The following is a 26,983-nucleotide window of genomic DNA, read 5'->3' as shown; positions in this document are numbered from 1 at the left end:
CCGCCACAACCGCTCCGCAACGACGTGAACAACGCCGCCCTCGACCTGCAGCTTGCCCGAAACACCGAGCAGGCTCGCAGTCTTCGCCAGAACCGCGTAGCGCTGAAAAACGCGCTCCCAAAGGATGACGTTGACGAATCCTGTCTCGTCTTCAAGGGTCATGAAAACCACTCCCCCGGCCGTACCCGGTCTCTGGCGGCAAATGACCATCCCCGCGTAGCGCACGCGCCGGCCGTTCTCCATGGCTGCGACCGTGCGGGCATCGGGCAGCCCTTGCGCGGCCAGAACCGGGCGCAGCTGCGCGAGGGGATGGCCGCGCGCGCTGTGCGACATCGTCCTGTAATCCCAGTCGACCTCTTCCAAAGCGGTAAGCTCCTTGAATTGCGGGACGGGCTCGGCCCCCGCGAGCCGCAGCGAATCTCCCGCTCTGCGGGCCAGGAGCCGGGCTTCCCAGAGGCTCGCCCGACGGTTGGCGTGGAACCCCTCGAAAGCTCCCGCCTCCGCCAGCGCGCTGAGCAGTCCGTCGTGCAGCCCGGTGCGCCGCGCGAACTCCTCCAGCGAAGCGAACGCTTTGCCGCCCCGGGCGGCGACGATTTTTTCGCCGTCCGGTTCGCTCAGCCCTTTCACGTAGCGGAGCCCGATCCGGAGCGCGAAGCCGCCCGTGCTTTCCGCGCAGGGCTCCAGAGTGCAGTGCCACTCGCTGGCGTTCACGTCTACGCGGCGAACCGCCACGCCGTGCCGCCTGGCATCCTCGACAACCGTCGCCGGGCTGTAGAATCCCATCGGCTGGGCGTTGAGCAGCGCGCAGGCGAATTCCGCCGGGTAATGGCACTTGAGCCACGCCGTCGCATACGCGATCAGGGCGAAGCTCGCTGCGTGGCTTTCGGGAAAGCCATATTCGCCGAATCCCCGGATCTGCTCGAACACCCTTTCGGCGAACTCCCGGGCAATGCCCTTCGCCTCCATGCGGCCGATCAACCGTTCGCGATGCCGCTCCATCCGCCCCGAGCGATGCCAGGCGGCCATATCACGCCGCAGCTGGTCCGCCTCGCCCGGCGTGTAGTCCGCCGCGGCCATCGCCAGGCGCATCACCTGCTCCTGGAAGAGCGGGACCCCGAGAGTTTTTTCCAGAACCGGCACCAGGCTGGGATGCGGGTACTCCACCGGCTCCTCGCCGCTTCGGCGCCGCAGATAGGGGTGCACCATGCCGCCGGTAATGGGCCCCGGGCGAACAATGCTGACCTCGATGACCAGATCGTAGAAATTCGCCGGGCGCAGTCGCGGCAGCATGGCCATTTGCGCCCGGCTCTCGATCTGGAAGACGCCCACGGTATCGCTTCGGCAGATCATGTCGAACGTCGCCGCGTCGCCGTCCGGAATCGTCGCCATCTCGAGACTTACCCCGCGGTACTTGCGCAAGAGCTTGAAGGAGAGATCGAGCACCGTGAGCCCGCCCAGGCCGAGCAGATCGACCTTGAACAGTCCCAGATCCTCCAGATCGTTCTTGTCCCATTGGATCACGGTGCGCCCCGGCATGGCGGCATTCTCGATCGGCACGAGGTCGTGCACCGGCCCATGTCCCAGCAAGAACCCGCCCGGATGAATCGAAAGGTGGCGCGGGAAATCGATAATCTCGTTGGCCCACCGGAGGAGCCGGCGGTGCGCGGCGCTGGCAGGATCGAGATCGAGCTGCCGGAGGGCGCTCGGTGCAACCGTGCCGTAGGAGGACAGGAACTTCGCTACCCGGTCGAGCGAAGTCTCCGGAATTCCCAGAGCCTTGCCGACGTCGCGGATCGCCGAGCGCGCCCGGTACCGGATGACGTTGGCCGTCATCGCCGCCCGATCGCGGCCGTAGCGCTCGTAGACGTGCTGGATGACTTCTTCACGGCGGTCGTGCTGAATGTCGAGATCGATATCCGGCGGTTCGGCCCGCTCCCGGGAAATGAAGCGCTCGAAGAGAAGCCCCATGCGAACAGGATCGATCGCCGTGATCCCCAGACAGTAACAGACCGCGGAGTTCGCCGCCGACCCGCGTCCCTGGCAGAGAATGCCCTTTTGACGGCAAAACTCGACGATCTCCCACATGGTGAGAAAGTAGCCGGGATAATCCAGCTCGGCGATCAGCTCGAGCTCCCTGTCCAGCTGCCGTGCCACCTCAGGAGGAACCCGGCCTCCGTAGCGGCGACGCGCCCCGCGAAACGCCAGCTCCCTCAGCCACTCCATCGAGGTCCTGCCGTCCGGCATCGCGTGCGACGGGTAGCGGTAACGAATCTCGTCCAGGGAAAAGCCGCATCGCTCCGCGATCTCCAAGGTCCTCGCCACGGCGGCCGGCTCGTCGGCGAACAGCTGAGCGAACGGCTGAGGCGGCTTGAGGTCGTGCTCCGCGTTCGGCTTGAGCTTTCGCCCGCAGGCGGCGACGGGAGCGCCGTGCCGGATCGCCGTCAGGATATCCTGCAGGGGCCGGCGCGCGCCGGCGTGATAGAGGACCTCCGTCACGGCCGCGAGGGGAAAGCCGTAACGGAGCGCCAGCCCTCGCAAACGCTCCTCCCTTGCGATCTCCTCCTCCCTGCGGTGGCGCGCCAGCGCGCCGTAGAGCCGGTCTCCAAATGCTTCGCGCAGCGGGGCGGCGACCGTTGCGGCCGCCGGACCGTCCCCGCTCCAGAGGGCGATCAAGCCTCCGGCACGCTCGCAGATCTCGCTCCAGCGGACCGCGCTCTCCCCTTTTTCCGAGCGTAGCCGTCCCGCCGTGATCAACCGGCAAAGGTTGGCGTAGCCGGGGCGGTCCTGGGCGAGCAGGACGATCGTGGAGCCGTCGTCGACGGTGACTTCCGATCCGACGAGCAAACGAACCCCGAGCTCGCGCGCCTTCACGTGTGCCCGCACGACGCCGTAGACGCCGTCGCGGTCGGTCAGGGCGATCGCGGGCAGTCCGAGGCGATGAGCCTCTTCCACCAGCTCGTCGGGGTGGCTCGCCCCTTCGAGAAAGGAAAAGTTGCTCTTGCACCAGAGGGGAACGTAGGAGGACATCGAGGGCAGTCTATCAAAGGCGCCCGGACTTCAAAATCCAGGCCCGGAGAGATGCTCGTGCTCGAACGCCGCGGCCCGCCCGTTCGGCGCGGTCAAAGATGGGCGGCGAGGATCTCTTTTTTGCGGAAGCAGCTCTCGACGTGGTCGTTGACGAGCCCGGTGGCCTGCATATGGGCGTAGCAGACGGTCGAGCCGATGAACTGAAAACCCCGCTGCTTGAGGTCCTTGCTCAAGGCGTCCGATTCTCGGCTGGTCGCGGGATAGTCCCCGAGGACCCTGAGCCGGTGCACGATCGGCCTGCCGTTCACGAATCGCCAGATGTAGCGGTCGAAGCTCCCGAACTCTTCCTGAATCTCGAGAAAGCGCCTGGCGTTGTTGATCGCCGCGCGGATTTTCCGCTCGTTGCGAATGATGCCGGGATCGCGCAAGAGCGAACGCACCTCCCGCCCACCGTAGCGTGCGACCGTCTGAGCGTCGAACCCGGCGAAAGCCCGCCGGTAGGCCTCCCGCTTGCGTAGCACCGTATACCAGCTTAGCCCCGCCTGCGCCGATTCCAGCGTCAGGAACTCGAACATCGTCCGGTCGTCGTGGACCGGCACGCCCCATTCCCTGTCGTGGTAGGCAACGTAGTCCGGCTTGCTGAGGTCGACCCACGGACAACGGTGAACGGTCTGGCTGGAGCGCATGGCCTGCATGCTTTACCGGCCGGTTACCAGCCGCACGTCGGGGACAACGCCGTCAAGGCCTGCTTCGCGTGCCACAAGCAGCCGGAAGGAAAACGATTGCGTCTTCATCGGTCTCCGAAACTGAGGCCGGACGGACGGCGGCTCCGAAGCCAGCTGTAGATCATGCAGGCGCTCGCCGCGGCGGCGAGGTGCTTCAAGGTATGGCCGCTGGCGATCTCACCCGCAGCGTAGATCCGTGCGTCGAAGAGCTCGAAAAGCCGCGCCGCGACATACCAGCCGAGCGCGCCGTAGAGCTTTTCGCCGTGGCTGTAGGCCGCGGGACGCGACAACAGCGTCAGCGGGATTGCGATGGCGGCATAGAGCTGGCTGAGAAGATACGGGCGCAGGTCTCCCGCGCCCCAGCGCTCGGTGAGGTGCCAGTAAACGACCGTGCCGGCGCCGAGCAGAAGCAGGGGCAGGAACAGCCGGCTGCCCGCGCGGTGGTCGATCCACTCGGCGATCACGATCGCGAGCAGCGACATGGTCGCGAGCGCGATCGGCAGCCGATCCCACACCAGCCGCTCGTTGTCGGGTTGCCAGTGATAATAGAAGGAGCCGGCCCCGGCCAGCGCCACGGCGCCGAAAAAGAAGGCGTACATCCAGCGTGCCGGAGCGTGCCGCAACCCCGGAAGCGAGCGGGCCGAGCCGCAGCGCCACAGACCCCAGGCGCCGGCTAGCGCCAGCGGCAGATTGGAGGCGACGTTCCAGAAATTGGGTATCCCGAGCAGGGTACGGCGGTCGGCGAACTCGTGGTACCACTGCGGCTGGGGAACGCGCGGAACGAACCACAGGCCCGCCACGCCCACCGCGGCGAGGGCAACCAAGAGACCCGGCAGCCACCGGCCCGCTCCCCGACGAACCGTCATGGCGGCCAAAACCCGCTCGCCCGCCGCGCGCCGGCCGCCGGGGGCTCCTCGACCAAGAGGCTCGAACGCAGCTGGCTCATTTCGTCCTGGCGCAGTCGATCATTTCCTGGAAATCGACGACGACCGCGGGCTCGCCGCCGACGACCCAGGCGTCGTGCCCGGAGGGAAGCAGCGACACGTCGCCCGCCTTGCAGTCGAACTCGGTGCCATCGTCCATCTTGATCCGAAGGACACCCGACACGTGGTACTGGAAATGGGGGCTTCGCAGCTCCTGGTCCTCGCCAGCGGCTGCACGGAGGTCGCCCACCTCCAGCCCGGCTCGAAAACGGCCCGGCCGATGGTCGCCCCGCCGACCGTCACGAGCTCGAGCCTTCCTTTAGGAAACTCGCGCACTTCGTTGGCGTTCGAGAAGTTTTTCCGTTCCGCTCTCTCCATAAGTCCCCCATCCGTCGAACGTGTTGTCGATCTCGACCGCCGGAAGGCCCGCTGCGCAGGACCGAAGCATTTCCTTCGTGCTCAAACCGTCCGGGAAAAAATTCCCCGGCCACTCCCTGTAGCTGTACCCGCTGCTACCCGTCCAGCGCTGCAAGGACCTCTCCTTTCGCAGCCCGGTCGACCTTTGCTGCCATGCTATCTCACTCGCTTCGCTGTTCCAACCGGGCTGTCGCGAGGCAAGGACGCCCTTTCGCGCCGGCCAGGCAAGGGCTGCTGGCTGCAATTTTTGGCAGCGGGAATATCGTGCCGTGCTTTTTCTCAAATCCGGCAACCGGGCAGGCTCGTGCCGCAATCCCGGGACTCGGTCCAGCCGAGCGCGCGCAATAGAAGCGGGGATTTCGTCGTGATTGCCCATGTCGCTCCAGTTTGGCTCGCTCTTTGCTGTACATAGTCACCGTTGGCCGTTTGCGGTGCGGAGGCCGACAATAAGGAGAACAACTTGAGTACCGATGCCTCGGTTGTCACGCCAGTGTTCGCCAAAGCTGACAAACCTGCTTCGACCGCTTCGTCGAAGAAATACAAGTCGGTGCCCGAGAACTGGAAAGCCGTCCCGGAAGCCAGGTTCCGCCAGGTGATTTCTCACCTGGAGTCGGTCCTGTTCGAGATCAGCCCCGACGGGTCGAGCGTCCATTTGCCTCAGGGAAGCAACGCCGGGCCGGCGCTTCAGCGTTGGGCGGCCCACCTTCGAGACGCTTTGAAAGCGTTGACGACCGGCTCGTAGCGCGGACCGGATTCCCCTCCACTCCCAGCCGCACGCATCGCGCCCTCCCTCCCGGGCTTGTTCGTGTCGCCTTTTTCAGTCGCCCCCCGAAGAGCCAGCCCTTCGCCTCGTTGCACCGGGCGCGCACCGTCACCGCAAGCGCACCGCCCGGCGTAAATGGTAAATCCGCTGCCGTACGCTCCCAAAAGTTGCTGAATCCCCCTTTCCTTCCTTGCTCTCCATACACACCTGAGATAATGGTTAGCTGAACGGCCCGGTGCGAGGGCCTTATCGACATGCCCGCGCTCAAAAAGACCAAGGCGCGCGACGACGCGCTTCCGATCCGTCGTCCCGACGACAGCTTTGACTACCCGACCGGAATGGTCTGGTGCCCGATGAAGATGAGCGGCATGGCCGTCATGCGCTGCGCCCGCCTGCAAAGAGAGCTGGGGTGCGGCACCCTCAACGATCTTCGCTTGCTGAAAACGATCAAGCCCCAACGGGTGGTGCTCTTCTGGCCGTGGCTCAAACGCTGGGGCGAATGCCCTGAGCGGGCGACGGAAAAGGAATTCCGGGAGCTGTTGCGAGCCGTCACGCCGCTCAGGCTGGTGCGGTCGCCCTCCCGGGAGCGCGACCGGTGTCGCTGCCCCGGATGCGGCGGGCCCAAAGGGGCGTCCGCGAGCCTCTGCCGGCCGTGCTGGCTCTGCTCGGTGAAAGCCAATAAGCTCCGAGGATCAAGGAGGTAGGACCGAAAATGGAATGGACGCGCAGGGAGTTCATCACCAATGTGAGCGTCGCGGCTCTGGCGGCCGTTCTGCCGCTCGATCGCGCCGGTGCGCAAGCCCGATCGGGCGTGAGCGGCCGCGATCGCGTGGTTATCTGCAACGAGGACTCCAACACGCTTTCGGTGATCGATCCGAACACGAACACGGTCGCAGCCACGATCAATCTCACGTCCTTCGACGAAGATCCCCGGCCGCCGTTCCGGTTCGTCACCGGCGGCGTCATGCCCACGCACGCCGCGATGATCGGCAAACCCCTCTATCACGGCGCGATCAACATTCACGGCGCCGCCCCCTCGCCGGACAACCGCCTCCTGGCGAGCACCGGCCGCGGCTCGAGCAACGTCTATCTCGTCGACCTGGAGACCATGCGGGTGGTCGGCAACACACCCAATCCCCAGGCCGGAGATCAAGCCAACCCCGAACGGCTGACCAGCGGTGTCCTGGTGGGAAGGGAGCCGCACGAGCCGACCTTCAGCCGGAACGGAAAGGAGCTTTGGGTGACGATCCGGGGCGAGAGCCGTATCGCGATCCTCGACGTGGCGGCGGCCCGCAAGGAGTCGGGCGGAGTGGCGTCGCGTGCGGTGCGGCATTATCTCCAATGCGTCAACGGTCCGGCTCAAGTCTGGTTTTCCGCGGACGGCCAGCTGGCGTTCGTCGTTTCGCAAAAGTCCTCGCAGCTGGAGGTGATCCGAACGAATTTCGGGCGCGATGGTTTCAGCCGGCCGAAAAGACTCAGGCTCCTCGACATCAAGGCCCAGGACCCGTTCGGGTTCACGCCCTTCGAGAAGACGACGCCCGACGGACGCGAGCTCTGGCTATCGCACAAGCTCGCCGACGCCGTCTCGGCCTGGTCCGTGGCCGCGGAGCCGCGCGTGAGCGATACCGTCTCGTTGGGGAAGCTGGCCCGCCCGAATCACATCGAGTTCGTCGAGAATTCCAACGGCAAGGCGGTGTACGTTTCGCTCGCCCGCGTCGACGACGGCGGCCCCGGCGGCGTCGCCTCGAGCCGGATCGCCATCATCGACCGCGCCGCGCCGGCGGGCGGCCGCAAGGTGGTCGGTACGTTCTTCAGCCACGGCCGCGAGGCGCACGGACTGTGGACCAATCCCGAGAATACGGTCCTCTACATCGCCCATGAGCAGGACGAGCTTCCGGGGACGCCCAACGAAGGACAGACGGTCTGCACGGCGTTCGACGTCTCCGATCCCTTCAGGCCGCAGTTCGTCGCCCAGATTCCCCTCGGGGAGCTCTCACTGCCCTCGGGCAAGCTGCGCAACAAGAAGAGCATCAATCTGGTCTATGTCCGGTCGGGAGCGCGCAGCCAGACGGCCTAGCGGAGAGCGCGATGACGGATTCGAAGACCGCGACTCTGGCACAAGCGGGCCCCGCGGGCCGTCACCCCGGAACAGGGCCCTCAGGACGACCGGCCGGGTCGAGCCCGTACCGGCGCGAGCTGGAAGAAGCGATGGACAACATGATGAAGGAGATGCACGCGGCGGGCTACACCGGGAACCCCGACGTCGACTTCCTGGCCATGATGATTCCCCATCATCAGGGCGCCGTAGCGATGGCCCGAGCCGTCCTGATCCACGGTGAAGACCCTCTCACCCGTCGTCTCGCCGAAGAGATCATTGCTTCCCAGACCGCCGAGATCGCAGCCATGACCCGGCGGCTCGAGATCCTGCGCCGCGGCGCGGACCCGGACCCGGGCGGCTTTCCCGCGATTCACGGAACGCGCGGCACCGACCCGCATCGGTGAGCACGTCCGTCGGGCAGCCGAATCCGGACACGGAGTTTTGCGCCGCCTGCGGGACGCGCCGGGGCGAAGGAGCTTACTCCCCTTCGTGGCGGTACAGCCCGAGGCTTTCGAGCACCGGCCGATCGGTCACGGAAAAGATGATCGCCGGCTCCTTTCTCGAGCGGTTCTTGAAGCGATGCCATTTCGAGGAGGGAACGAAAAAGCAGTCTCTGGTTTCCCAGCCGAGATCCTCCCCGGCGCCCTTTTTCTCTCCAACGGTAGTGACCCCCTCGCCCTGCACGACGTGGTAGATCGTGCTGCTGGTGTGGCGGTGCGGCCGCGTTTCCTCGCCGGGCCGGAGCATCTGAATCCAGCAGCCGATAGTGGGCAGAGTCGGACCCCCGGTCAGCGGGTTGGCGTACTCCAGCAATATCCCGTCGTGGGGATCCGCCGCCCCCGCGGCCGAGAGCTCGTTCAAAGCCTTCAGCGCGTCACGCCACTTGTAGGTGTAGGGCAGAGCGCCTCCCCCGACTTTGCCCGCCCGTGGCCGGATGGCCCCCAGCCGCTGCCGGCAATAGCCGTCGGGCCTGGTCACGGGTTGAGCCGGCCCTTCGCCGTAGTTTTCCTGGAAGTTGGCGTCCAGGTGATTGACGAGGTGGATATCGAGCACGTCCAGCCAGATCATCGGCTTGTCGCCCGGATTGTAGTGATCGTGCCAGGTCCAGTTCGGGGTGAGGATCAGGTCTCCCGGCTCCATGAGCATCCGCTCGCCTTCCACCGTCGTGTACCCCCGCCCGTCCGCCTCGACCACGAACCGCAGCGCGGCCGGAGTGTGCCGATGGCATTCCGCTCGCTCTCCCGGCTTCACCAGCTGGACCGACATCTGGAGCGTGCGGCTGGTCGCCTTCTGGGCGGCGATTCCCGGATTGACGAGCTGAACGGTGCGCCGTTTGGCCGCCTCGTCGACATGGCCCAGCCGGACAACCTCTCCGGATTCCATTAGACAGGAATAGATCACCGGCCAGCGCCAGAGAAACGGCTTCAACTCGGGCTTGGGCTCCCGGGGCTGCCAGTGACCGCCCAGGGAATTCTCCGCCATCCGGCGGTGCAGCGCATCGAGCCGTGCCTCGTCCGTCTTCGAATCAACCTGGCTCATGGTCGTTCTCCTCGGTCTGCCGGCGACGCAACCGGAGGCCGGTCTCGCCGGCCGCCTTTTCGGCCCTCGTTAACAGCTCGGTTCACCCCTTGTCAAACGGGCCCCGCCACCGTTCAGCGCTTCCCGGCCCGCAGCCGGTCGGCGGCTCCCGCGGCCGGATCCTTGCTCGCGTCGCGCAGGAGGTTTTTCTGGATCTTCGAACTCGGCGTTTTCGGCAGTTCGAGGCGGTACTCGATGTAGCGCGGAATCTTGAACGGGGCCAGGCGGCCCGCGCAAAAGCTCCAGAGCTCTTCGGGCGGAACCGTGTCGGGCGTCGCCGGCGGCTTGAGAACCACGAAGGCCTTCACCTCTTCCCCGCGGATAGGATCCGGCACGCCGACCACGGCGGACTCCGCGACCGCGGGATGCGCATTCAACACCCGTTCGACCTCCTCGGAAGAGATGTTCTCGTCCCCGCGCCGCACGATGTCCTTCAGCCGGTCGACGAAATACAGGAATCCGTCCTCGTCCACGTACCCCAGATCCCCGGTTCTGAGCCAGCCTCCCACGAGGGCCTTTGCCGTCGCCTCGGGGTTCTTGAAATACCCCTGCATCACGGCCGGGCTTTGCTTCAAGATCTCGCCGGGCCGGCCCGGGGGAAGATCTCGGCCCGAATCGTCGACGATCCGGATGCGATGCACCTGGGGAGCGAGCGGCAGGCCGCAGCTCCCCAGCTTGCGCCGGGTCTTGTCGAGCGGTCCGATGACGCTGAGAATGTCTTCGGTCAAGCTGTACGACGGCACGGCGACGAGATCGAACCGTTCCTCGAAGCGCACATGCGCTTCGGGGGGAAGCAGGGCGACGACCAGCCTCAGAGGATTGTCGCGATCGTCCGGCCGCTCGGGCAGGCTCAGGAGGATCTGCGGGATCGTGCGCATCAGGCTTGACGTCGTGGCGCCGTACTGCCGCACTTCATCCCAGAAGCGCGAGGCGCTGAAGCGCTCGGTGAGAACGATCGAGCCTCCGACCGACAGCATGGCGATGCACATGTGGCAGAGCGCGTTCACGTGAAACAGCGGCAGGAGGCAGAGCACGCGGTCGCGCTCGGTCCAGCCCAGCCCTTCGGCGCGCTGTCTGGGCGCGAACGCGTACGCGTACTGCGACAACATGACGCCCTTGGGCCGATCGGTGGTCCCCGAGGTATAAGTGATGGAGGCGAGATCGTCGGGACCTGCCGCACCGGCCAAGGGCGCGGCCGCGTCGCCGAGAAAATCCCGCTCCCAGTCCAGTGCTCCGGGCCTGTTGTCCTTGCCGACGACGATGGTCGCACGCAGGCGCGGCAGTTGCGGCCGGAGCGAATCGAGCAACGGCGCGAGATCCGTCGAGGTCAGAACGGCCGCGGATTCCGAGTGGTGGAGCACGTATTCGGCCTCGTCGGCGGTGTAGCTCGGGTTCACGGGAACGAAGACCAGCCCGAGCTTCGCCGCCGCGAAGACCGCAAAGAGATACTCCGGGCAGTTCGGGAGCATCAGCGCGACCCGCTCGCCTTTTTTCAGACCCAGCCGGAGAAAACCTTCGGCGGCGCGGTCGACCTCGAGCCCGAACTCCCGATAGCTCCAGCACCGGTCCTTGAAGATCAGCGCCGGATTCTCCGGATGAAGCGCCGCCCTCTCGTCGATCAGTTGCCCCAGAGTGGCCGGCGTTTTCATGTGGGAAAAACCTTGCCAGCCCTTTTCAACACCGCGTCGACCAGCTCTCCGGCCGAGCCGAGGTAGCTCTCCGGGGCGGCGAGCACGGACCAGTCGATTCCTCCCCCGGGGATCCTCCTTTCGGCGAGCGCCTCCACCACCTCGATCAACGGCCGGTTTTCTCCTTCGGCCGTCGCACAGGCCCGCCTGACCAGCTCCTCGGCCTCGGGCCGGGGCATGTGCGCGGACAGGGTGAAGACCGCGGCTTCTGCGAGCACCACGTCGTTCGCGCGCCGGATGTTCTCGCGCATTCGCGCTTCGTCGACCCGCACGTTTCGCGCCAGGTAAAGAGCGTGCCTGAGCGCGCCCCCGGTCAAGAGCGCCATCTGCGGCAGCACCAGCCACTCGACCTGCCATCCGTGCGTGCCGCGCTCGTGCTCCTGGATCTGCGCCTGGTGCATGGCCGAAAGGAGCGCGGCATTGGCGCGCGCCGCAGCGAGCACCAGCTCGCTCGCGACGGGATTGCTCTTCTGCGGCATCGTGCTGCTCGCTCCGCGCCCCTTGTCGGCGGATTCGGCAAGCTCGCCGACCTCGGTTTGCGCCAGCAGCACGACGTCCTGCGCCATCTTCCCCAGGCTCCCGGTCAGCAGGCTCAGCCACCCGGCGAACTCGGCGAAGCCGTCCCGTTGCGCGTGCCACGGCATCGCCGCCTCGGCCAGTCCGAGCTCCCGGGCGAGCACCTCGGCGACCGCGAGCCCCTTGCCGCCGAGGGCGGCGAGGGTCCCCGCCGCGCCGCCGAACTGCAGCACGAGCAGCCTCGGCGCCATCTCCCTCAACCGCTCGCCGTGGCGCACCAGCGGCGCCAGCCATGCCGCCGCTTTCAAGCCGAGCGTCACCGGCAAAGCCTGCTGGCCGTGCGTTCTTCCCGCCATCACGGTTTCCCGGTGGCGGCGTGCCAGCCCCGCCAGCTCTTCCACCAGCTCGGAAAGGCGCTTCTCGAGGACCCCGACGACGCCGCGAAGCTGAAGCACGCACGCCGTATCCATGATGTCCTGGGTGGTCGCGCCCCAGTGAACGTAGGGCGCGGCATCGGGACCGACCGCCGCGCGGAGCCGCTGCACGAGCCCGATCACCGGAAATCCGGAGCGAGCCGTGCCTTCGGCAAGGGCGCCGGGATCGATTGTCGCTTCGTCGGCCGCCTTTGCGATCTCGGCCGCGGCGCTCTGCGGGATGACGCCCACTCGCGCTTCGGCGGCCGCGAGCGCCGCCTCCACCTCGATGAGCGCCCGCACGAACGCGCCGTCGCTCAGGCGCTCCGCGACGTCGGGATCGGTAAAGAGCGGCCCGAAGATCGCCGAATCGAGCGCCGTGGCCATTTCCTGCCCCTCCTCCGCCGCTACGCGTCGAAAAAGACCGTCTCGCCTTCCCCCTGGAGGCGGATGTCGAAGCGGTAGACGGCGCCTCCCTCCCGGTTTTCCCGCGCCGCAATCAGCGTCTGCCGCCGCCGTTTGTCCCTGATGCACGACAGGACGGGGTCGCCGGCGTTCGACGCCTCGTCGGAAAAATAGATGCGTGTATGCGCGTGGATGAGCATCCCCCGGGCGAACACCGCCACGTTGATGTGCGGCGCCTGGATCGTCGTCCCCGGGCCGGGAACGGATCCCGGCTTGATCGTCTCGAACCAGAACTCTCCCCGCTCATTGGTCCCGCAACGCCCCCATCCGGAGAAGCTCGGGTCGAGGGGCTTTTCCTGCTTGTCCTCCGGGTGATGGTAGCGCCCGTAGGCGTTGGCCTGCCAGATCTCGACGAGCGCGTCCGGAACCGGCTGGCCGTCGCCGTCGAGAACGCGGCCTTCGATCCGGATCTTTTCTCCGGCGGTCCCCTCGCCCGCGAGCCGGTTCATCGGCGAGCGCGTCAGCCCCAGCGAATAGAACGGCCCGACCGTTTGCGACGGCGTCTGCTTCATGGCCGCCCCTCCTCGAACGGCGTCTGCCGCCGGCCGCGCAGAACGATGTCGAAACGATACCCGAGCGCCCACTCGGGCTCGGTCACGTCGTGCGCGTAGGAAGCGATCAGCCGTTCGCGCGCCTTCTTGCTCGGGATCGAGCTCAAAATCGGATCGAGGGGGAGGAGCGGGTCGCCCGGGAAGAAAAATTGCGTGACGAGCCGGGTCACGAAGCACGGGCCGAACAGCGAGAGATGAATGTGCGACGGCCGCCACGCATTGGGATGGTTGAGCCAGGGATAAGCGCCCGGCCGGATGGTGACGAAGCGGTACTCCCCTTTTTCGTTGGTCATGCAGCGGCCGGCGCCGATGAAATTGGGATCGAGCGGGGCGTCGTGCTGGTCCGCGTCATGCTGGTAGCGGCCGGCGGCGTTGGCCTGCCAGATCTCGATAAGGGTGTTCGGCACGGGCCGCTCGTCTTCGTCGAGCACGCGCCCGACGATGATCAGGCGCTCGCCCATCGCCTCCACGCCGGTCCCCGCGTTGCGCGTGAGGTCGTTGTCGCCGGGACGCACCGCCTCGTGGCCGAAAAGCGGCCCCGTGATTTCCGACAGCGTCTGCTTGATCCGCACCAGGCGTTTCAGCGGCGCCCGCTTCAACGAGGACCTGTATCCCTCGTAGCGGTAAGGCGGATGCGACTTCCAGTCGCGCGGATTGTACTCTCTTACCTCCATGGTCCGTCCTCCGCGAGGTTTTCCCTCGACTTTCTCCATTCAGAGACGCGCCAGAACCTCGTTTCGCAGCCATTCCATGCGCTCCAGCGTTTCCGCGACGCCGGGGCGTCGAACGTCGAGGATCAGGACGTCCGCTCCCGCCGCGCGGTACTCGCGGACGTCCGAAGCGATCTCCGGGGCGCTTCCCGTGAACCGCCGGCGCCGGCCCGGCACGCTTTCGATCTCGCGATCGAACAGCGAGCCCTTGAACGCTACCCGGATCTGTTCGGGATCCCGGCCTGCCGCCCGCGCCGCGGTTCGCAGCGCGGCCACGCTGCGCTCCAGATCGCGGGGTTCGAGCGGCACCGCGGGCACTCCCCCGATCGGATGCCAGCCGTCTCCCAGCTCGGCGGCGCGGCGAATGGCCTTGTCGCTGTGGCCGCCGATCCAGATCGGAATCCCGGGCTTCTGGACGGGCCTGGGCACGAAGACGATGTCGGAGAAGCTGCAGTACTTTCCCTCGAAGCGCGGATTTTCCGCCGTCCACAGCTCGCGGAACGCCCGGATGTACTCGTCGGTCACCCGCCCGCGCTCCCCGTAGGGCGGCGCGCCGAGAGCCTCGAACTCCTCCTTCATCCAACCCGCGCCGATTCCGGCGACGATCCGCCCTCCGGACAGCACGTCGAGGGTCGCCAGCATCTTGGCCGTCACCACCGGGCTGCGATACGGGGCGATCATCACGCTGGTGACGAATCGCAGCCGTTCGGTCGCCCCGGCCAGAAAGCCGATCGTCGCGAGCGCTTCGAGATGATGCCCTGAGCCGGGGTATTTCCCGTCCAGAGTGTAAGGATACGGAACCGAGATACGTCTGGGCACGACGACGTGGTCCGCGACCGTCACGTAGTCGAAGCCCAGCGCTTCGGCGCGACGCGCGAACGCAACGAGGCCGGCCGGGCTGAACCCGGGGCTGGAAGCCGGCAGGTGCAGTCCAAACTCCATCCCGACCCTCTGACGCCGGTAACGCCGGTTCGGTCCGGCCGGGCGAGGCCCGCCCGCGCGCTGCCATGGCACGGCATTTACATGGTTACGAGCCCGCTTGCGTCAAGCGTTGATCCCCGCCAGCTTCAGATCGTAGAGCCGCAGCACGTTCTCGCGCACGACCTTGCGGAAGACCTCGATCGGCAGATGACCGAGCTCCTCCGCGATCACGCGGCGCGAATGCGGCCACGTGGAGGCCGCGTGCGGATAGTCGTTCGACCACATGCACACGTCCGAGCCCCACCAGTCGAGCAGCCTCCCGCCGGTCGGGTCGCTGAAGAAAGTGGCGTAGACCTGCTTGCAGTATTCGCTCGGCAACTTCTTCATCGCCGGGACGGGCACGCGCGGCGAATGGCGGATGTAGTACTTGTCCCACTCGTGAATGTGGAACGGTATCCAGGCGATCTCGTTCTCGACGTACACGAACTTGAGCCGCGGAAAGCGCTCCATGACCCCGCTGAACACGAGATCGAACAGGGAGTTGGCCGCGTCGTACAGTTTGGTGTTCACCGTATGGCGGTAAGTGTCGAGCCCCTTTCGCTCGAAGCGGCTGTAGTTGAACCCCGTCAGGATGTGCAGGTTCACCGGCATGTTCAGCTCTTGCGCCGCTTCCCAGAACGGATCGTAGTAATCACTGGTGAACGGAAGGTGCGGCGGCGGGACCTGCCAGATCAGACAGCCGACCAGCCCGGCTTTTTTGCAGCGCTCCAGCTCCTTGATGGCCTTGGGAATGTTGTAGAGCGAAATCATCGGGATTCCCACCAGCCTGTCGGGATGGACCTTGCAGTATTCGATCAGCCAGTCGTTGGCGATCTCGAAGCAGGCTTCCTGAAGCTCCGCGTCCTCCAGGGCGAACAAGCGCAACCCCAGCGTGGGATAGAGAACTTCGGCGGACACGCCGTCGATCTCCATTTCCTGGATCCGCGCTCTCGGGTCCCAGCCGCCCGGTTTTTCCCCGGCGGTCCTGCGCGGCGGGTATTCGGGATATTTTTCCCGCAGCGACGGGGTCAGATTTTTCACCCAGAGATCGTCGGGTTCCATGATATGCGAGTCAGCGGAAACGATGATTTCCTGCGCGATATCGGCTTCCGTCTTGTGCGCCAGCGCCGTTTGTGCCGCCATCTTGCTCCTCCTGCTTGCAGTCTCGGTATCCCGTTTATGCTTTTTTTGCCGATTTGTCCAGGGAAGCGGCGACCGCCGGTTGCAGGATATGGCCATCGGATGGACATCGCGACCGGAGTACGTTACTACGGAGTTGATCGGGAGGCGTCGTTGCGGTTCCGGGGTCCTGGTTCTCGGTTTCCGGGTTCTTTACTTGAACCATTGAACCTTCGAACTTTTGAAACTTCGGCCGGCGCGGCACGGCTTGAACCGCTTGAACGGCCGCGTTCCGCGGCCGCTGCTTCGGCCGAGCGTAGGCGATTGAACGGCTTGAACCGTTCGAACCGCCGAAGCCGGCGCGGCTCACAGGTGTTCTCGATGCGACTGCGAACGGATCTCCTTGCTCTCCTTCTGCTTGTCGCGGCCGCGGCGCCGCTCGCTGCCGGCGAAGCCGAGCGCGCTTACGACCGCGGCCTGCGCCTCCAGCGCGCGGGGCGGCTCAAGGAAGCGATCGCCGCGTACGAGCAGGCGATCAAGGCCGACCCCCGCGCCGTGGCCCCTTACGTCGGCAGAGGAACGGCGAACGCGGCGCTCGGCAGGCACGAAACCGCCATCAAGGACTACGATCAGGCGATCAGGCTCGACCCCAAGCTCCCGGACGCCTACTTCAACCGCGGCAACGCCTACGACGAGCTGCGCCAGTACGAGCGCGCCATCCGCGACTACGACCAGGCGATCAGGCTCGACCCCAAGCTCGCCGCGGCGCACGTCAATCGAGGGCTCGCGTACTACAAGCTCGGCCGCCTCGACCGGGCAATCGAGAGCTACGACGAGGCGATCAGGATCAACCCCAGGCTCGCGGACGCCTACTTCAACCGCGGCAACGCCCACTACGTGGAAAAACGCTACGAGGCGGCGCTCCGCGATTACGAGCAGGTGGTCAAGCTGAACCCGAAATACCCGCGCATCTACGTGCAGCGCGGTAACGCGTGGATCGGCCTGGGGCGGTTCGACCGGGCTGTGCAGGAATTCGACCGGGCGGAGAAGTCGGAGCCGAAGAACGCGGAGCTCTATCATCAGAGGGCGCTGGCCCATCGCCGCCTGGGAAAGCACGAGCAAGCCGTGCGCGACTACACCGAGGCGATCAAGCTCGAGCCCAAGAACGCCGAGGCGTACAACAACCGGGCGAATGCCTATTCGCTGCTCGGCAAGTTCGATCAGGCGCTCAGGGACTACGAAACGGCGATCAAGCTGGAGCCGAAGAACGGCCGCATTTACGCCAATCGGGGGATGGTCAGGCTTCGCCAGGGGAAGACCGAGGAGGGCATGCAGGATCTCAAGCGGGCCGTCGAGCTGGACCCGGCCTTGAAGGAGCCGATCGAAGCCGCCACCGGGCAGGCGAGATCGCCCGGCGTGAAATGACCTGCACGGCACCTCTCCTGATGGTCTTCTCGGTCGCCGCCGTGCTCGCCTTCGCCGGCGTGCCGCCGGAGCGCTCCCGGGAGGCCGAAGCGCTGCTCAAGGCGGCACTCGAGCTTCAGGAAAACGGGAAGCCGAAAGAGGCGATCTCCCTCTACGACAGAGTCATCCGGGCCAACCCGAGGCTCGCCGATGCCTATTTCAATCGCGGGAACGCCTATTACGATCTCGGGCAAAACCAGGCGGCGATCCGCGACTACACGGAAGCCATCAAGCTGAACCCGAAGGACGCCGAAGCGTACTTCAACCGCGGCAACGCCTACCGGCGGATCAAGCGGCACGATCGCGCGTACGAGGACTACAGCGCCGCCATCAAGCTGAACCCGGACGACGGCAAGCCTTACGTCAACCGCGGCAGCGTGAGCTTCGCCGCCGGGCGATACGAGGCCGCGGCGGCCGATTTTTCCGAGGCGGTCCGCGCCAACCCGCAGGATCCCGACGCCTACTACAATCGCGGCAACAGCCTGCTCGCGCTCGGCCGCTTTGCGGACGCGATTCACGACTATACCGCCGCCCTCGAGCGGGACTCCGGCCGCGCCGACGCCTATTACAACCGCGGCGTCGCGCACGCCCGGCTCGGCGAGCACGAGCGGGCGATCGCCGATTTCGACGCGAGCCTCAAGCTCGATCCGGGCTCGGCAGCCGCCTTCTACAACCGGGGCCTTTCGCGAGCGAAGCTCGGGCAAAACGAGCAGGCGATCGAGGATTACAGCGAAGCGATTCGCCTGAACCCGCGGGACGCCGAAGCGAACTACAACCGCGGGATCGCCTACCTGCGATCGGGAGAATACGGCCGCGCCGCCCGCGACTTCGGCGAGGTCATCCGGCTGCAACCGCGCAACGCGGAAGCTTACGTCTATCGCGGCATCGCGCGGCTCTACCAGAAGCAAACCCGGGAAGCCGACGCCGACTTCCGCAGGGCCTTCCAGCTCGATCCGCCGCTGAAAAAGAAGCTTCAGCCCATCATCGACGACGCCAGAAAAGCGGCCGAGGGAAAAAGCGGAAGGTGAAACCCGGGAACGGCCGACGGACCGTTCGAGTTGTTCGCGCCGTTCGACCGCTTACGCACCGTTCAAGCCCGCGCCGCTTCGCGCCAGCTCAAAGGTTCCGTGGAGAACGACCGAAGACCGCAGACCGGCACGAACGAAACACTCGACTGCTGGCCGGAAACAGGGGACGGGAACGCCCGGGGACCCGGGACCCGGGACGCGTGACGCTTCTAACGGCCGCTCTGCTGGCGGAGGCGGTCCAGGTTCTGCTCGAGCTGGAGGCGGCGTTGCTGGTCGCGGAGAAAGTCGATCTGCTGCTGGCGCTGCAACTCCTGGAGCTGCTGCTCGCGTCGCCGTTGATCCTGCTCGCGCTGAATGCGGTTGATCTGCAGCTCCGTCTGCAATCGATCGATCTGTTGATCGCGCCGGATTTGATCGAGCTGCTTCTGCGCGCCGTCGAACTCCGGCTCGCGGCCGCGGTCGCCCGGCCGGTTCTTGAGCTGGTCGATTTCCCGTTGCGTCTGCGCCGATCGCTGATCGCGCCGAAGCTCTTCGAGGCTAGCTTTCGGAACGAGCTGTTTCACCTTCTCCCGCTCCCGGGCGCGCTCCGTTTCCTGCTGCATCTCGACGGCGGCATCGGCGCCGTGCGCCGGAACGGTGAAAAATAGCCCGATGAAACCGGCGATCCCCGCGAAAACGGCGCTCTGGATGCCCCTCATGGCGGCATTCTACCACGCGCGAAGCTGCTGCCTAGGGAGGCGAACCGGGCTCCGCCCCTGCGGTAAGGAGCAGGCATCGGATTGACAAGCTCGGGGCCTTTGATAGGTAAGGAGCTAATTTCGCTCACGGAGGGAAATCATGGGACAAATGATTACGTTCAAGAGACCGGACGGCCGGGACTGCAACGGCTATCTGGCGACTCCCGCCGGCGGCGAGAAAAACGCCGCCATCGTGGTCATCCAGGAGTGGTGGGGGCTCAACGATCAGATCAAAGGGGTGGCGGAGCGATTCGCGGCCCTCGGGTACCGCGCACTCGTTCCCGACCTGTACAAAGGCAAGGTCACCCTCGATGCGGCGGAAGCGAGCCATCTCATGAACAGTCTCAACTTCGTCGAGGCCGCGACCCAGGACATTCGCGGGGCGGCCCAGTATCTCAAGCAGGCCGGCAAGAAGGTCGGCGTCGTCGGCTTCTGCATGGGCGGCGCGCTGACGGTTCTGACGGCGGCCCTGGTCCAGGAAGCCGATGCCGCCTCGTCGTGGTACGGTTTCCCGCCGGAGCAGGCGGCTGACGTCAGGAAGATCTCGATCCCGCTCCAGCTTCACTTCGCCGAAAAGGACGCCGCTTTCGCGCCGGATCAGGCGCGCGCGCTGGAGGCGCGTCTCAGAGAGGGCAAGGTCAACTTCGAATCGTACTGGTACAACGCCGAGCACGCTTTCGGGAACGAAACCGGCCCGAAATACGATGCGGCTTGCGCCAAGCTGGCGTGGGACCGCACCCTGGCGTTCTTCGCCAGGCACATCGGGTAGTTTGCAGCGGTCGCCGGCGAGCGGATCGTCAGCCGGAATCGCGCAGACACGGCATTACCCGGCGCGCGAAAAGCTCGACCGACCGCAGGCACTCGCCGAGCGTGAGATCGCCGAACGCGAACTGTCCGACCACGTAATTGGCGCGGGCCAGCTCCAGCTCCGACTGAAGAAAGGCCACGACGGTCTCCGGGTCGCCGGCGACGCCCTGCCCGCTTTTCACGAGCCCGTCGTAGTCCGCCGGCCGCTGATGCACGGGCGCGCCGCCGCGCAGCCGGAACAGATGATTGAAGCTTCGGTGCCATCGCGGGTAGGCGCGGCGGGCGATTTGCTCGGCCTCGGCGCGCGTTTCCGCGAGCACGATGAAGCGGCCGATACCGATCTTCGGCTCCGGGCGCTCCGCGCCCCAGAATTCGCGCCAGACCTCGCGGTAACGCTCCACGAACGCGCGCGTGCGGTCGGCCGGATCCAGGCTCACGATGTTCAGCCCTCTCTGCGCGGCGCGCGCCGCGCTCTCCGGCGAATGCACGCCGTACCAGATCGGCGGGTGCGGCTTCTGCAGCGGCTCGAGCTCCATCGGCACGTTTTCGAACGCGAAGAACTCGCCGCGAAAATCGAGAGTCTTTGCCGTGAGCCCTCGCAGGATCAGATCGAGCCCTTCCGCGTAGATGCGCTGCGCCTTGAGGGGGTCCTGCCCGTAAATCTGGATCTCGATCGGGGAAGACCCCCGGCCGAAGCCGATCTCGAGACGCCCGCCGCTCATCTGGTCGAGCATGCAGATCTCCTCGATCAGGCGGAGCGGATGGTAGAGCGGCAGCGCATAAACCAGCGGGCCGAATCTGAGCCGGCGCGTGCGCTGCGCCACCGCAGCGAGAAACACGCTGGGGGAAGGCGCCATTCCGAGCGGCGTCGAGTGGTGCTCGGCCACATGATAGGCATAGAACCCCGCGCGCTCGTAGGCCTCGACGAGCGCCAGCCGGTCGCGGTAGAAATCGGCGAGCGGCGAATCGCTCCGGTCGAGGTGATCGAAGACGCCGAAATGGATGGTCATCTGCGGGCTTCTCTCGCCGCCGTCCGCGTCAGCGCCTTTCCGCCCGCTGAATCACCTCGTGCATCTCGAACACGCTCGGTCCGGCGAGGATCTCCGCAGGCGGGCGGTTGCGGTGCGCTTCTCGAAACTCGGGGCTCTCGGTCCAGGCCCGAAACGACGCCTCGTCCTCCCAGTGCGTCATCACCACGTAGAAGTCGCTCTTCACCGGCCTGAGGATCTCGAGCCGCACGAAGCCGGGCATGCGCTCCACCAGTCCGGCCCGGCCGCGGAAGCGCTCTTCAAATTCACCTTCGTGCCCGGGCGCCACCGGAATCCTGTTGGATACGACTATCACGCCGGTTTCCTCCTTCGGCTCCACCGGGCGCACTATCACCCTATCGGGAACGGATGTCAATGAACCCCTTCGAGCGCCGCGCTGCCGCCTCGTCGCTGCCGGGCGGTGCACAGCTCCGGATGCCTCAGGAGCCCGTCTGCGCCCGCCCCGCGAGCGGACCGGAGCTGCGCAGCAGCACCAGGCGCTCGTCGCGCTCGCGCATGAACCGCCTGAGCTCGTCTCCCTCGAGACGCTGGACGTGCGGGACCTTCAAGGAGAGAAAGTTGATTTTCTCGCTGCCGCGGAGAAACTCGAAGTGCAGGTGCGGGCCCGTGGCGTGGCCGGTCCGGCCGACGTATCCGACCACCTCTCCCGCGTCGATCTGCCGCCCCGGGCGGATCTCCGGCGCGATGCGCGAGAAATGGCCGTAACGCGACGAATAGCCGCCCGCATGGCGGATCTCCACCATCTTGCCGTAGCCGCCGCGCCACCCCGCGAACGCGACGCGCCCCGGCCCGACGGCCACGACCGGCGTGCCCGCGGGCGCCGCGTAGTCGATGGCCAGGTGCGGCCGGACGGTGCGGAAGATCGGATGGCGGCGCGCCACGCTGAACGGCGAGGAGATCCGGGCATAGCTCAGGGGGGCGCGCAAAAACGTGCGCCGCACCGCCCTGCCTTCGGAGTCGTAATAAGAGCCGTCGCCGTTGCGCGGCACGAAGTAGAACGCCTCGTGCCGCTGGCCGTCGGCTTCCAGCTCGGCCGCCAGAATCTTCCCGGGCACTCTTCGCCCGTCGACGTAACGCAGATCCTCGAACAGCACCGCGAAGAGGTCGCCCGCCCGGAAGTCCGAGAAAAAATCGATGTCGTACTCGAAGACGCGCGCAAGGTCCAGGATCTGCTGCGGGGTGAGTCCGGCCTCGGTCCCGCTCTGGTAAAGGCTGCTCGTAATCGCCCCCCGAACGCCGCGGGCCTCGATCACCCGCGGAATCCTCCGCCGTTCCGCCTGCCACCCTTCGGCGGTCGCCCGAACGCGTACCAGCTCGTCTTCGACGGTGAGATCTATTCCCCGGATGGTTCGATCCTCCGGGCCGAGGACCAGCTGCACGGGGTCGCCCGGGCTGAGCTTCCTCACGTTGAGAAACGGGCGCAGCTCCGAAATCAGCTCGTGCGCCGACGAGCCGCGCAGGCCGTGGCGCGTCAGCAGCGACAGAAGCGTGTCTCCCCGGCGCAGCTTGACCTCCACGCGCGCCGGCGCCTCGGGCGAGGGCTCCGTGACGGGCAACGTTTCGTATTTTTCCTGAGGCCGTTCGACAAAAGGCGCCAGAAACAGCAACAACAGGACTCCGACGCCGAAGGCGAGGACCCGAAACGATGAATCGATGAGCCGGCTCGAGATCAGTGGTTTGCGGAGTCTCGGAAGCATGATGCTTCGGTCACGAGCGCAGTTCCCGCCTTTTTACAGCATTTCGTCGCCCCGGTCAAAGGAAAGTTCGCGGAAATCCTTCTCCGGCGTCCGAATTTCCTAGCGCGGCGGGAGCGGTATGTTCTCCGCCATCTTCTTGTAGAGCCCGATCACTTCCGCGTCGCGCGGCAGCTCCTTGATCGAAGCTTCCACCTCCTCGCCGGTCAGCGGCGAGGGTTCCCCGCCCATCAGCTTTTTGAACTCCTTGGCGAACCCGGGGTCCTTGAACGCCTTGACCATCGCCTCGCGCAGCGTCTTCACGATTTCTCCGGGCGTCCCCGGCGGCAACACGTAGGGCCACCGGGGATAGAGAAAAGCCCGGAAAAGACCGATCAGGTTACGCTCCCGCTCGTTCCTCGCGAACGTTTCCAGGTCGGGAACGTTGGCGAAGCGCGGATGGAACTTTCCCCTGGGAATCGTGATCGTCGCGTGCACGTTGAACTGACCCCTGGCCAGAGCGTCGGCGTTGCGCCGCACCACCGTATCGGCGCTGTTCGCCCGCGCGTCGACCTCCCCGCGGGCGAGCGCGAGGTCCAGCTCCGGGCCGCCGAAGCCGACCACCATTTTCGGCTCCCTGAGGCCGAGCAGGAAGGCGAAGATGCGTCCGCTGATGTAGATCGCATGGCCGACTGTCTGGGCGCCGAGCCTGACGCCGGTCACCGCGCGGAGTTTTTCCAGGCTGTCGAACCCGGCTTCCTTGCGGCTGAGGAATACATAGGGATCGCCGTGCTCCGTCGATCCGAGGTAGATGAGCTTGTCGATGTCGTACCTTGCGCCCGGCAAGCCGAGAATGGGGCCGGCGGCGAGACCGGAGCCGACCGCGGTCATCGTCAAGCCGTCGGGCTTGGCCGTGGAGTAGATGTAGTTCACGGCCTTCATGCCCGCGGCGCCGGGCATGTTCTCGATGATGATCGTCGGATTCCCCGGGATGTGCTTTTGCAGGAACGGGATCAGCGCTCTCGCCTGCATGTCGCCGGTTCCGCCCGGCTGGCCGCCTCGAATGATCGTGATCGTCTTGCCTTGATAGTAAGGCGTCTGCGCGAAGGCCGGCACGCCCTGCGCCGCCAGAAGCAGCCCGAACGCAACCGCCGTTCCCTCGATTCGATGTCCCATCGCCGCCCCCTTTCCATGGTTCTGCCGGTTCACGGCAGGACGCTTATACAACAATCGCCGCGCTCAAGGAAAGATGAACCGGCCGCGCGGGACTGAATTCACCGACGCCGATGGAGGCTTTTCCAGACATCGCGACTCGAATCGCCTCCGCTTGTAATGCGATCCTCCCGCCTTTACGGCGGTCGTTCGTGGTCCTGTTTTTGCTCCTGCCGTTTTACAGGAATCGCAGGAGGTTATCGTCATGAGATACAGCCTGATCTTGGCTCTGCTCGTCGCCGGCGCGGCGCCGGCCGGTTGCAGTCCCGAATTCTGGGGCGGAACGGCGGTGGGAGTTCTCGGCACGGGCGCGGGCTATGAGTACAACGCCAAACGGCAGATGGACCGCCTCGAAGAGGATTACCGCGAAGGCCGGGTCGACCGCGAAACTTATCAGGAGCGCAAGCGCCAAATCGAGCGCGGCTCGATCATCTATTGATCATCTATCAGGGTTGCCGGCGGCGGCGTCGGGAGCGGCGGGATGCTGCTCTTTGGAATCCCCGGAATCCTCCGGGCAGGCGGCCCTCGCCCGCGCCAGACGCCGCCCGGTGGGGTGAAATGCGTCTCCCGCATAATCCTGCTCCCCGAAGCGGCGCAGGATCTCGATCCAGATACGGCAGTCCCAGCCGAGGGCTTTCCAGTAATCCAGCCCCCGACTGTCGGCTTCCAGTTCCTCGTCGAGCGAATAGTGCCGGAAGCGCACCACCGGGGGGAGCCCAAGGTCGGCTGCCGTCACTCCGCCGACCGATGACGACCTGTGGACCTGAGCCGACCCGGACTCCTCGGCGTGCCCCGAGATCTCGTGCGCGATCTCGTGCGCCAGCGTCTGGCGCAACAGCCAAAGGTGACGTGGATTGTCGAATGCGAGTTGCGCGAGCGAGTGACTGACGTAAACGCGCCGGCCGCCGATGCTCAACCCGAGGACGTCCGGGCGGGGAAAATCGGCGAGCTCGATCCGGTACAGGTGCGCTCGCTCGCGGTCGAGCGTGACCGCGATGATCCGGTCGGCCTCGCGCCGCACGAACGCCTCGATAGGTGCGCTCGCGACCGTAGGCAGGAACGCGGCTGGCGTGCAGGACGCAAGCGAGGATACAACAGTGGCGAGGCGACAAGCCCGTCTCGATCGACGCGCGAGCGTTCGTGGCAGTGGAGCTTTCAACAGAGGACTACCTGCCTCGGCACGTTCGGCCCGGAGCGACCGGCTCAAAAGCTATGGAAAGCTGCTCCAGTTCGGGAACCGCTTCTCGGCGTAGATTTGCTCGACGTCCTCCCGCAGCGGGACGCCGCGGCTCCGGAGATAGCGTGCGATCGGCCTCAGCGGCAGCCCGACCGCGGCCAGATAATCGCCCTCGATCGATTCGATCAAGTTCCGCCCGCCCCCCTGAATCGAATAGGCGCCCGCTTTGTCGAGCGACTCGCCGGTGTCGAGGTATCGCTCGACTTCTTCTTCGGAATAGCCCCGCATCTTCACCTCGACCCGCTCCACGTGGCGCAGCCCGGGACCCCCGGCCTCGTCCACGATCGCGACGCCCGTGAAGATCCTGTGCCTTTTTCCCCTGAGCGCAAGAAGGATCTCCTTCGCTTCGGCCCGATCCGCCGGTTTGCCGATTTTCTTTTCCCCCAGGGCGATCAGCGTGTCCGCGCCGATCACGACGGCGCCGGGGTGCTCCCGCGCCACGGAAGAGGCCTTGCGCAGCGCGAACTCCAGCACCTCCTCCTCGACCGGCCGGTCCGCGGAGACGATCTCGACGAAATACGGCGAAATCACCCGGAACGAAACGCCCAGCACCTCCAGAATCTGGCGCCGCCGGGCCGAGCTGGACGCGAGGATGATCTGCATCGGGGGACGCGCTCAGCCGCGGGCGACCGCGAGAGTCTCGCCCGCGGCGCGGTCCAATCCGGCAAGGTAATCGTCGAGGCAGGCGGCGACCTCGGCGGCGCTGGCGACCTGTACGAGCCGGGCACGGAGCCGGGCGGCCCCGGGGCAGCTGCGGCAATACCACGCGAGGTGCTTGCGCATCGCCGCGAACGCGGTCACGCCCCGCCGCCGCTCGAAATCGCGGCTGTGGTCGAGCATCGCCCTGAAACGCTCCTCGAGCGTGGGCTCCGCCGGGACCACCGGCGTGCGCTCTCCTTCCCGCATCGCCCGCTTGAGCTCCCGTTTGGCCCGGAAGATCCATGGGTTTCCCTGAGCGGCGCGTCCCAGGAGGACGCCGTCCACCCCGGTCTCGCGAATCCGCCGGGCCGCGTCGTTGAGATCCTTCACGTCCCCGTTTCCCAGGATCAGCGTTCCGGAGCCCCGTGCCGCCGCGACCGCGCGCGCAATCGCGCCCCAATCGGCTTCTCCCGAATAGCCCTGCTTCAGCGTTCGCCCGTGCAGCGAGATCACCGCCGGCCGCTCCTCCAGCAGATGGCGCACCCAATCCTCGACCACCACTCGATCGTAGCCGATGCGCGTCTTGACCGAAACGGGAATCGCACGCCTGCGAGACGCTGCCGCTGCGCCGCCGCGCATGCGAGCGGCGCGATCGATCGCCGCCACCAGATCGGAATCGATCCCGATCGCCTCGAGCGTCTGGCCCTCGCTCCAGTGGCGCACGCCCTCGATCGCCGCGCGCACGATCGAGCGCGCCAGATCGGGTTTCTCGATCAGCGCGGCGCCGCTCCCCCGCTGGGCCACGTTCTTCGCCGGACAACCCATGTTGATGTCCAACCCGTCGAACCCCAGCTCGCAAACGATGTGCGCGACCTTGTAGAACATTTCGGGCGAGCGTCCGTAGATCTGAGCGACAATCGGCCGCTCGATCTCCGAGTAGTCGAGGTCCCTCAGCATGGCGTGGGGCGCAAAAGAGGCGGTCTCGACGCTGACGAACTCGGTGAAGATCACGTCGGGCCCGCCCAGCGCGGCCGTGACGCGCCGAAACGACGCATCGGTGATGCCGTCCATCGGCGAGAGCCCGACGATCGGCTTCTCAATGGCACGCCAGAAGCTCATGTCCGGTTGTGAAGTGTATCGGCGCGGCGCTCCTTTGGCAACGTGCGTCCCGCACGGCGGCGGGG

At 66.2% G+C, this 26,983-nt stretch carries 26 protein-coding genes and 1 pseudogene; 9 read left to right on the top strand and 18 right to left on the bottom strand.

The features are described from left to right. The 4 genes and pseudogenes from VNN77_08620 to VNN77_08605 form a co-directional block, all read right to left on the bottom strand. Positions 1-3,027 (bottom strand): error-prone DNA polymerase (locus tag VNN77_08620; protein HXG51450.1); only part of this gene is annotated, 3,027 nt, incomplete at its 3' end. Between the two features lie 92 nt (positions 3,028-3,119). After that, on the bottom strand, positions 3,120-3,713 hold the full coding sequence (locus tag VNN77_08615; GenBank protein HXG51449.1) for a DNA-3-methyladenine glycosylase I: 594 nt from the start codon (positions 3,711-3,713) through the stop codon (positions 3,120-3,122). Positions 3,714-3,817: 104 nt separating this feature from the next. Continuing rightward, the gene (locus VNN77_08610) at positions 3,818-4,618 is read right to left on the bottom strand and encodes an alkaline phytoceramidase (protein HXG51448.1); all 801 of its coding nucleotides are present in this window, start codon (positions 4,616-4,618) and stop codon (positions 3,818-3,820) included. Positions 4,619-4,694: 76 nt separating this feature from the next. Next, positions 4,695-5,053, bottom strand: a pseudogene (locus VNN77_08605) (cupin domain-containing protein). 499 nt (positions 5,054-5,552) lie between these two features. On the opposite strand from VNN77_08605, the gene VNN77_08600 reads away from it, so the two are divergent. The 4 genes from VNN77_08600 to VNN77_08585 all read left to right on the top strand — a co-directional run bounded on the left by VNN77_08600 (position 5,553) and on the right by VNN77_08585 (position 8,357). Then, positions 5,553-5,834, top strand: coding sequence for a hypothetical protein (locus VNN77_08600; protein HXG51447.1), 282 nt, complete (start codon positions 5,553-5,555; stop codon positions 5,832-5,834). A 275-nt stretch (positions 5,835-6,109) separates the two neighbouring features. Beyond that, a complete protein-coding gene (locus VNN77_08595; GenBank protein ID HXG51446.1) occupies positions 6,110-6,559 on the top strand; it encodes a hypothetical protein in 450 nt (149 codons plus the stop codon). Between the two features lie 8 nt (positions 6,560-6,567). Beyond that, a complete protein-coding gene (locus VNN77_08590; GenBank protein ID HXG51445.1) occupies positions 6,568-7,932 on the top strand; it encodes a YncE family protein in 1,365 nt (454 codons plus the stop codon). Between the two features lie 11 nt (positions 7,933-7,943). After that, complete coding sequence (locus VNN77_08585; protein HXG51444.1) at positions 7,944-8,357, top strand: DUF305 domain-containing protein; 414 nt, start codon at positions 7,944-7,946, stop codon at positions 8,355-8,357. Between the two features lie 73 nt (positions 8,358-8,430). Here the strand turns inward: VNN77_08585 and VNN77_08580 are convergent, their stop codons facing one another. From VNN77_08580 to VNN77_08550, 7 genes are all read right to left on the bottom strand, one after another. Further along, positions 8,431-9,492 (bottom strand): cupin domain-containing protein, encoded by a 1,062-nt coding sequence (locus VNN77_08580; GenBank protein ID HXG51443.1) that lies wholly within the window; start codon positions 9,490-9,492, stop codon positions 8,431-8,433. Between the two features lie 113 nt (positions 9,493-9,605). Then, positions 9,606-11,180: an AMP-binding protein gene (locus VNN77_08575; protein ID HXG51442.1), complete on the bottom strand. Its 1,575-nt coding sequence runs from the start codon at positions 11,178-11,180 to the stop codon at positions 9,606-9,608. Further along, positions 11,177-12,535: a 3-carboxy-cis,cis-muconate cycloisomerase gene (gene pcaB, locus VNN77_08570; protein ID HXG51441.1), complete on the bottom strand. Its 1,359-nt coding sequence runs from the start codon at positions 12,533-12,535 to the stop codon at positions 11,177-11,179. The genes VNN77_08575 and pcaB overlap by 4 nt, the downstream gene beginning before the upstream one ends. Before the next feature lie 20 nt (positions 12,536-12,555). After that, the gene (gene pcaG, locus VNN77_08565) at positions 12,556-13,125 is read right to left on the bottom strand and encodes a protocatechuate 3,4-dioxygenase subunit alpha (GenBank protein ID HXG51440.1); all 570 of its coding nucleotides are present in this window, start codon (positions 13,123-13,125) and stop codon (positions 12,556-12,558) included. Beyond that, on the bottom strand, positions 13,122-13,838 hold the full coding sequence (pcaH, locus tag VNN77_08560; protein ID HXG51439.1) for a protocatechuate 3,4-dioxygenase subunit beta: 717 nt from the start codon (positions 13,836-13,838) through the stop codon (positions 13,122-13,124). The genes pcaG and pcaH overlap by 4 nt, the downstream gene beginning before the upstream one ends. Before the next feature lie 39 nt (positions 13,839-13,877). Next, positions 13,878-14,816 (bottom strand): LLM class F420-dependent oxidoreductase, encoded by a 939-nt coding sequence (locus VNN77_08555; GenBank protein ID HXG51438.1) that lies wholly within the window; start codon positions 14,814-14,816, stop codon positions 13,878-13,880. 102 nt (positions 14,817-14,918) lie between these two features. Continuing rightward, a complete protein-coding gene (locus VNN77_08550; protein ID HXG51437.1) occupies positions 14,919-15,977 on the bottom strand; it encodes an amidohydrolase family protein in 1,059 nt (352 codons plus the stop codon). A gap of 357 nt (positions 15,978-16,334) precedes the next feature. Here VNN77_08550 and VNN77_08545 point away from each other — a divergent pair, with 357 nt between their 5' ends. From VNN77_08545 to VNN77_08530, 4 genes are all read left to right on the top strand, one after another. After that, a complete protein-coding gene (locus tag VNN77_08545; protein ID HXG51436.1) occupies positions 16,335-17,378 on the top strand; it encodes a tetratricopeptide repeat protein in 1,044 nt (347 codons plus the stop codon). After that, positions 17,375-18,445 carry a tetratricopeptide repeat protein gene (locus VNN77_08540; protein HXG51435.1) on the top strand — a complete coding sequence of 357 codons (1,071 nt, stop codon included), beginning with the start codon at positions 17,375-17,377 and terminating at the stop codon, positions 18,443-18,445. Before VNN77_08545 ends, VNN77_08540 begins: the two co-directional genes overlap by 4 nt. 200 nt (positions 18,446-18,645) lie before the next feature. Further along, positions 18,646-19,092, top strand: a complete 447-nt coding sequence (locus tag VNN77_08535) for a hypothetical protein (GenBank protein ID HXG51434.1) — start codon at positions 18,646-18,648, stop codon at positions 19,090-19,092. 190 nt (positions 19,093-19,282) lie between these two features. Further along, positions 19,283-19,951: a dienelactone hydrolase family protein gene (locus VNN77_08530; GenBank protein ID HXG51433.1), complete on the top strand. Its 669-nt coding sequence runs from the start codon at positions 19,283-19,285 to the stop codon at positions 19,949-19,951. 28 nt (positions 19,952-19,979) lie between these two features. Here VNN77_08530 and VNN77_08525 read toward each other — a convergent pair whose 3' ends face one another. From VNN77_08525 to VNN77_08510, 4 genes are all read right to left on the bottom strand, one after another. After that, complete coding sequence (locus VNN77_08525; protein HXG51432.1) at positions 19,980-20,999, bottom strand: LLM class flavin-dependent oxidoreductase; 1,020 nt, start codon at positions 20,997-20,999, stop codon at positions 19,980-19,982. A 28-nt stretch (positions 21,000-21,027) separates the two neighbouring features. Then, positions 21,028-21,333, bottom strand: coding sequence for an antibiotic biosynthesis monooxygenase (locus VNN77_08520; GenBank protein HXG51431.1), 306 nt, complete (start codon positions 21,331-21,333; stop codon positions 21,028-21,030). 124 nt (positions 21,334-21,457) lie between these two features. Further along, positions 21,458-22,735, bottom strand: coding sequence for a peptidoglycan DD-metalloendopeptidase family protein (locus VNN77_08515; protein ID HXG51430.1), 1,278 nt, complete (start codon positions 22,733-22,735; stop codon positions 21,458-21,460). 99 nt (positions 22,736-22,834) lie between these two features. Continuing rightward, entirely contained in the window at positions 22,835-23,887 is a 1,053-nt protein-coding gene (locus VNN77_08510; protein ID HXG51429.1) for a hypothetical protein, read from the bottom strand. A 241-nt stretch (positions 23,888-24,128) separates the two neighbouring features. Here VNN77_08510 and VNN77_08505 point away from each other — a divergent pair, with 241 nt between their 5' ends. Continuing rightward, the gene (locus tag VNN77_08505; protein ID HXG51428.1) at positions 24,129-24,362 is read left to right on the top strand and encodes a hypothetical protein; all 234 of its coding nucleotides are present in this window, start codon (positions 24,129-24,131) and stop codon (positions 24,360-24,362) included. Here VNN77_08505 and VNN77_08500 read toward each other — a convergent pair whose 3' ends face one another. From VNN77_08500 to VNN77_08490, 3 genes are all read right to left on the bottom strand, one after another. Continuing rightward, positions 24,363-24,944 carry a hypothetical protein gene (locus VNN77_08500; protein ID HXG51427.1) on the bottom strand — a complete coding sequence of 194 codons (582 nt, stop codon included), beginning with the start codon at positions 24,942-24,944 and terminating at the stop codon, positions 24,363-24,365. A gap of 189 nt (positions 24,945-25,133) precedes the next feature. Then, positions 25,134-25,763 (bottom strand): Maf family protein, encoded by a 630-nt coding sequence (locus VNN77_08495; protein HXG51426.1) that lies wholly within the window; start codon positions 25,761-25,763, stop codon positions 25,134-25,136. Positions 25,764-25,775: 12 nt separating this feature from the next. Further along, a complete protein-coding gene (locus VNN77_08490) occupies positions 25,776-26,918 on the bottom strand; it encodes a tRNA-dihydrouridine synthase (protein HXG51425.1) in 1,143 nt (380 codons plus the stop codon). Between the last annotated feature and the right edge of the window lie 65 nt (positions 26,919-26,983).

This window comes from Candidatus Zixiibacteriota bacterium, assembly GCA_035574315.1.
Classification (GTDB): domain Bacteria; phylum Desulfobacterota; class Binatia; order UBA9968; family UBA9968; genus DATLYW01.
The sequence above is the reverse complement of the archived record's forward strand: the minus strand, read 5'-3'. Positions and strand labels throughout refer to the sequence as shown.

Coding starts and splice junctions, on each gene's coding strand:
- VNN77_08545 (HXG51436.1), top strand. CDS start 16,335: ATGCGACTGCGAACGGATCTCCTTGCTCTCCTTCTGCTTGTCGCGGCC.
- pcaH (HXG51439.1), bottom strand. CDS start 13,838: ATGGAGGTAAGAGAGTACAATCCGCGCGACTGGAAGTCGCATCCGCCT.
- VNN77_08610 (HXG51448.1), bottom strand. CDS start 4,618: ATGACGGTTCGTCGGGGAGCGGGCCGGTGGCTGCCGGGTCTCTTGGTT.
- VNN77_08615 (HXG51449.1), bottom strand. CDS start 3,713: ATGCGCTCCAGCCAGACCGTTCACCGTTGTCCGTGGGTCGACCTCAGC.
- VNN77_08590 (HXG51445.1), top strand. CDS start 6,568: ATGGAATGGACGCGCAGGGAGTTCATCACCAATGTGAGCGTCGCGGCT.
- VNN77_08595 (HXG51446.1), top strand. CDS start 6,110: ATGCCCGCGCTCAAAAAGACCAAGGCGCGCGACGACGCGCTTCCGATC.
- VNN77_08555 (HXG51438.1), bottom strand. CDS start 14,816: ATGGAGTTTGGACTGCACCTGCCGGCTTCCAGCCCCGGGTTCAGCCCG.
- VNN77_08540 (HXG51435.1), top strand. CDS start 17,375: ATGACCTGCACGGCACCTCTCCTGATGGTCTTCTCGGTCGCCGCCGTG.
- VNN77_08580 (HXG51443.1), bottom strand. CDS start 9,492: ATGAGCCAGGTTGATTCGAAGACGGACGAGGCACGGCTCGATGCGCTG.
- VNN77_08515 (HXG51430.1), bottom strand. CDS start 22,735: ATGCTTCCGAGACTCCGCAAACCACTGATCTCGAGCCGGCTCATCGAT.
- VNN77_08495 (HXG51426.1), bottom strand. CDS start 25,763: ATGCAGATCATCCTCGCGTCCAGCTCGGCCCGGCGGCGCCAGATTCTG.
- VNN77_08505 (HXG51428.1), top strand. CDS start 24,129: ATGAGATACAGCCTGATCTTGGCTCTGCTCGTCGCCGGCGCGGCGCCG.
- VNN77_08510 (HXG51429.1), bottom strand. CDS start 23,887: ATGGGACATCGAATCGAGGGAACGGCGGTTGCGTTCGGGCTGCTTCTG.
- VNN77_08550 (HXG51437.1), bottom strand. CDS start 15,977: ATGGCGGCACAAACGGCGCTGGCGCACAAGACGGAAGCCGATATCGCG.
- VNN77_08530 (HXG51433.1), top strand. CDS start 19,283: ATGGGACAAATGATTACGTTCAAGAGACCGGACGGCCGGGACTGCAAC.
- VNN77_08490 (HXG51425.1), bottom strand. CDS start 26,918: ATGAGCTTCTGGCGTGCCATTGAGAAGCCGATCGTCGGGCTCTCGCCG.
- VNN77_08525 (HXG51432.1), bottom strand. CDS start 20,999: ATGACCATCCATTTCGGCGTCTTCGATCACCTCGACCGGAGCGATTCG.
- VNN77_08585 (HXG51444.1), top strand. CDS start 7,944: ATGACGGATTCGAAGACCGCGACTCTGGCACAAGCGGGCCCCGCGGGC.
- pcaB (HXG51441.1), bottom strand. CDS start 12,535: ATGGCCACGGCGCTCGATTCGGCGATCTTCGGGCCGCTCTTTACCGAT.
- VNN77_08575 (HXG51442.1), bottom strand. CDS start 11,180: ATGAAAACGCCGGCCACTCTGGGGCAACTGATCGACGAGAGGGCGGCG.
- pcaG (HXG51440.1), bottom strand. CDS start 13,125: ATGAAGCAGACGCCGTCGCAAACGGTCGGGCCGTTCTATTCGCTGGGG.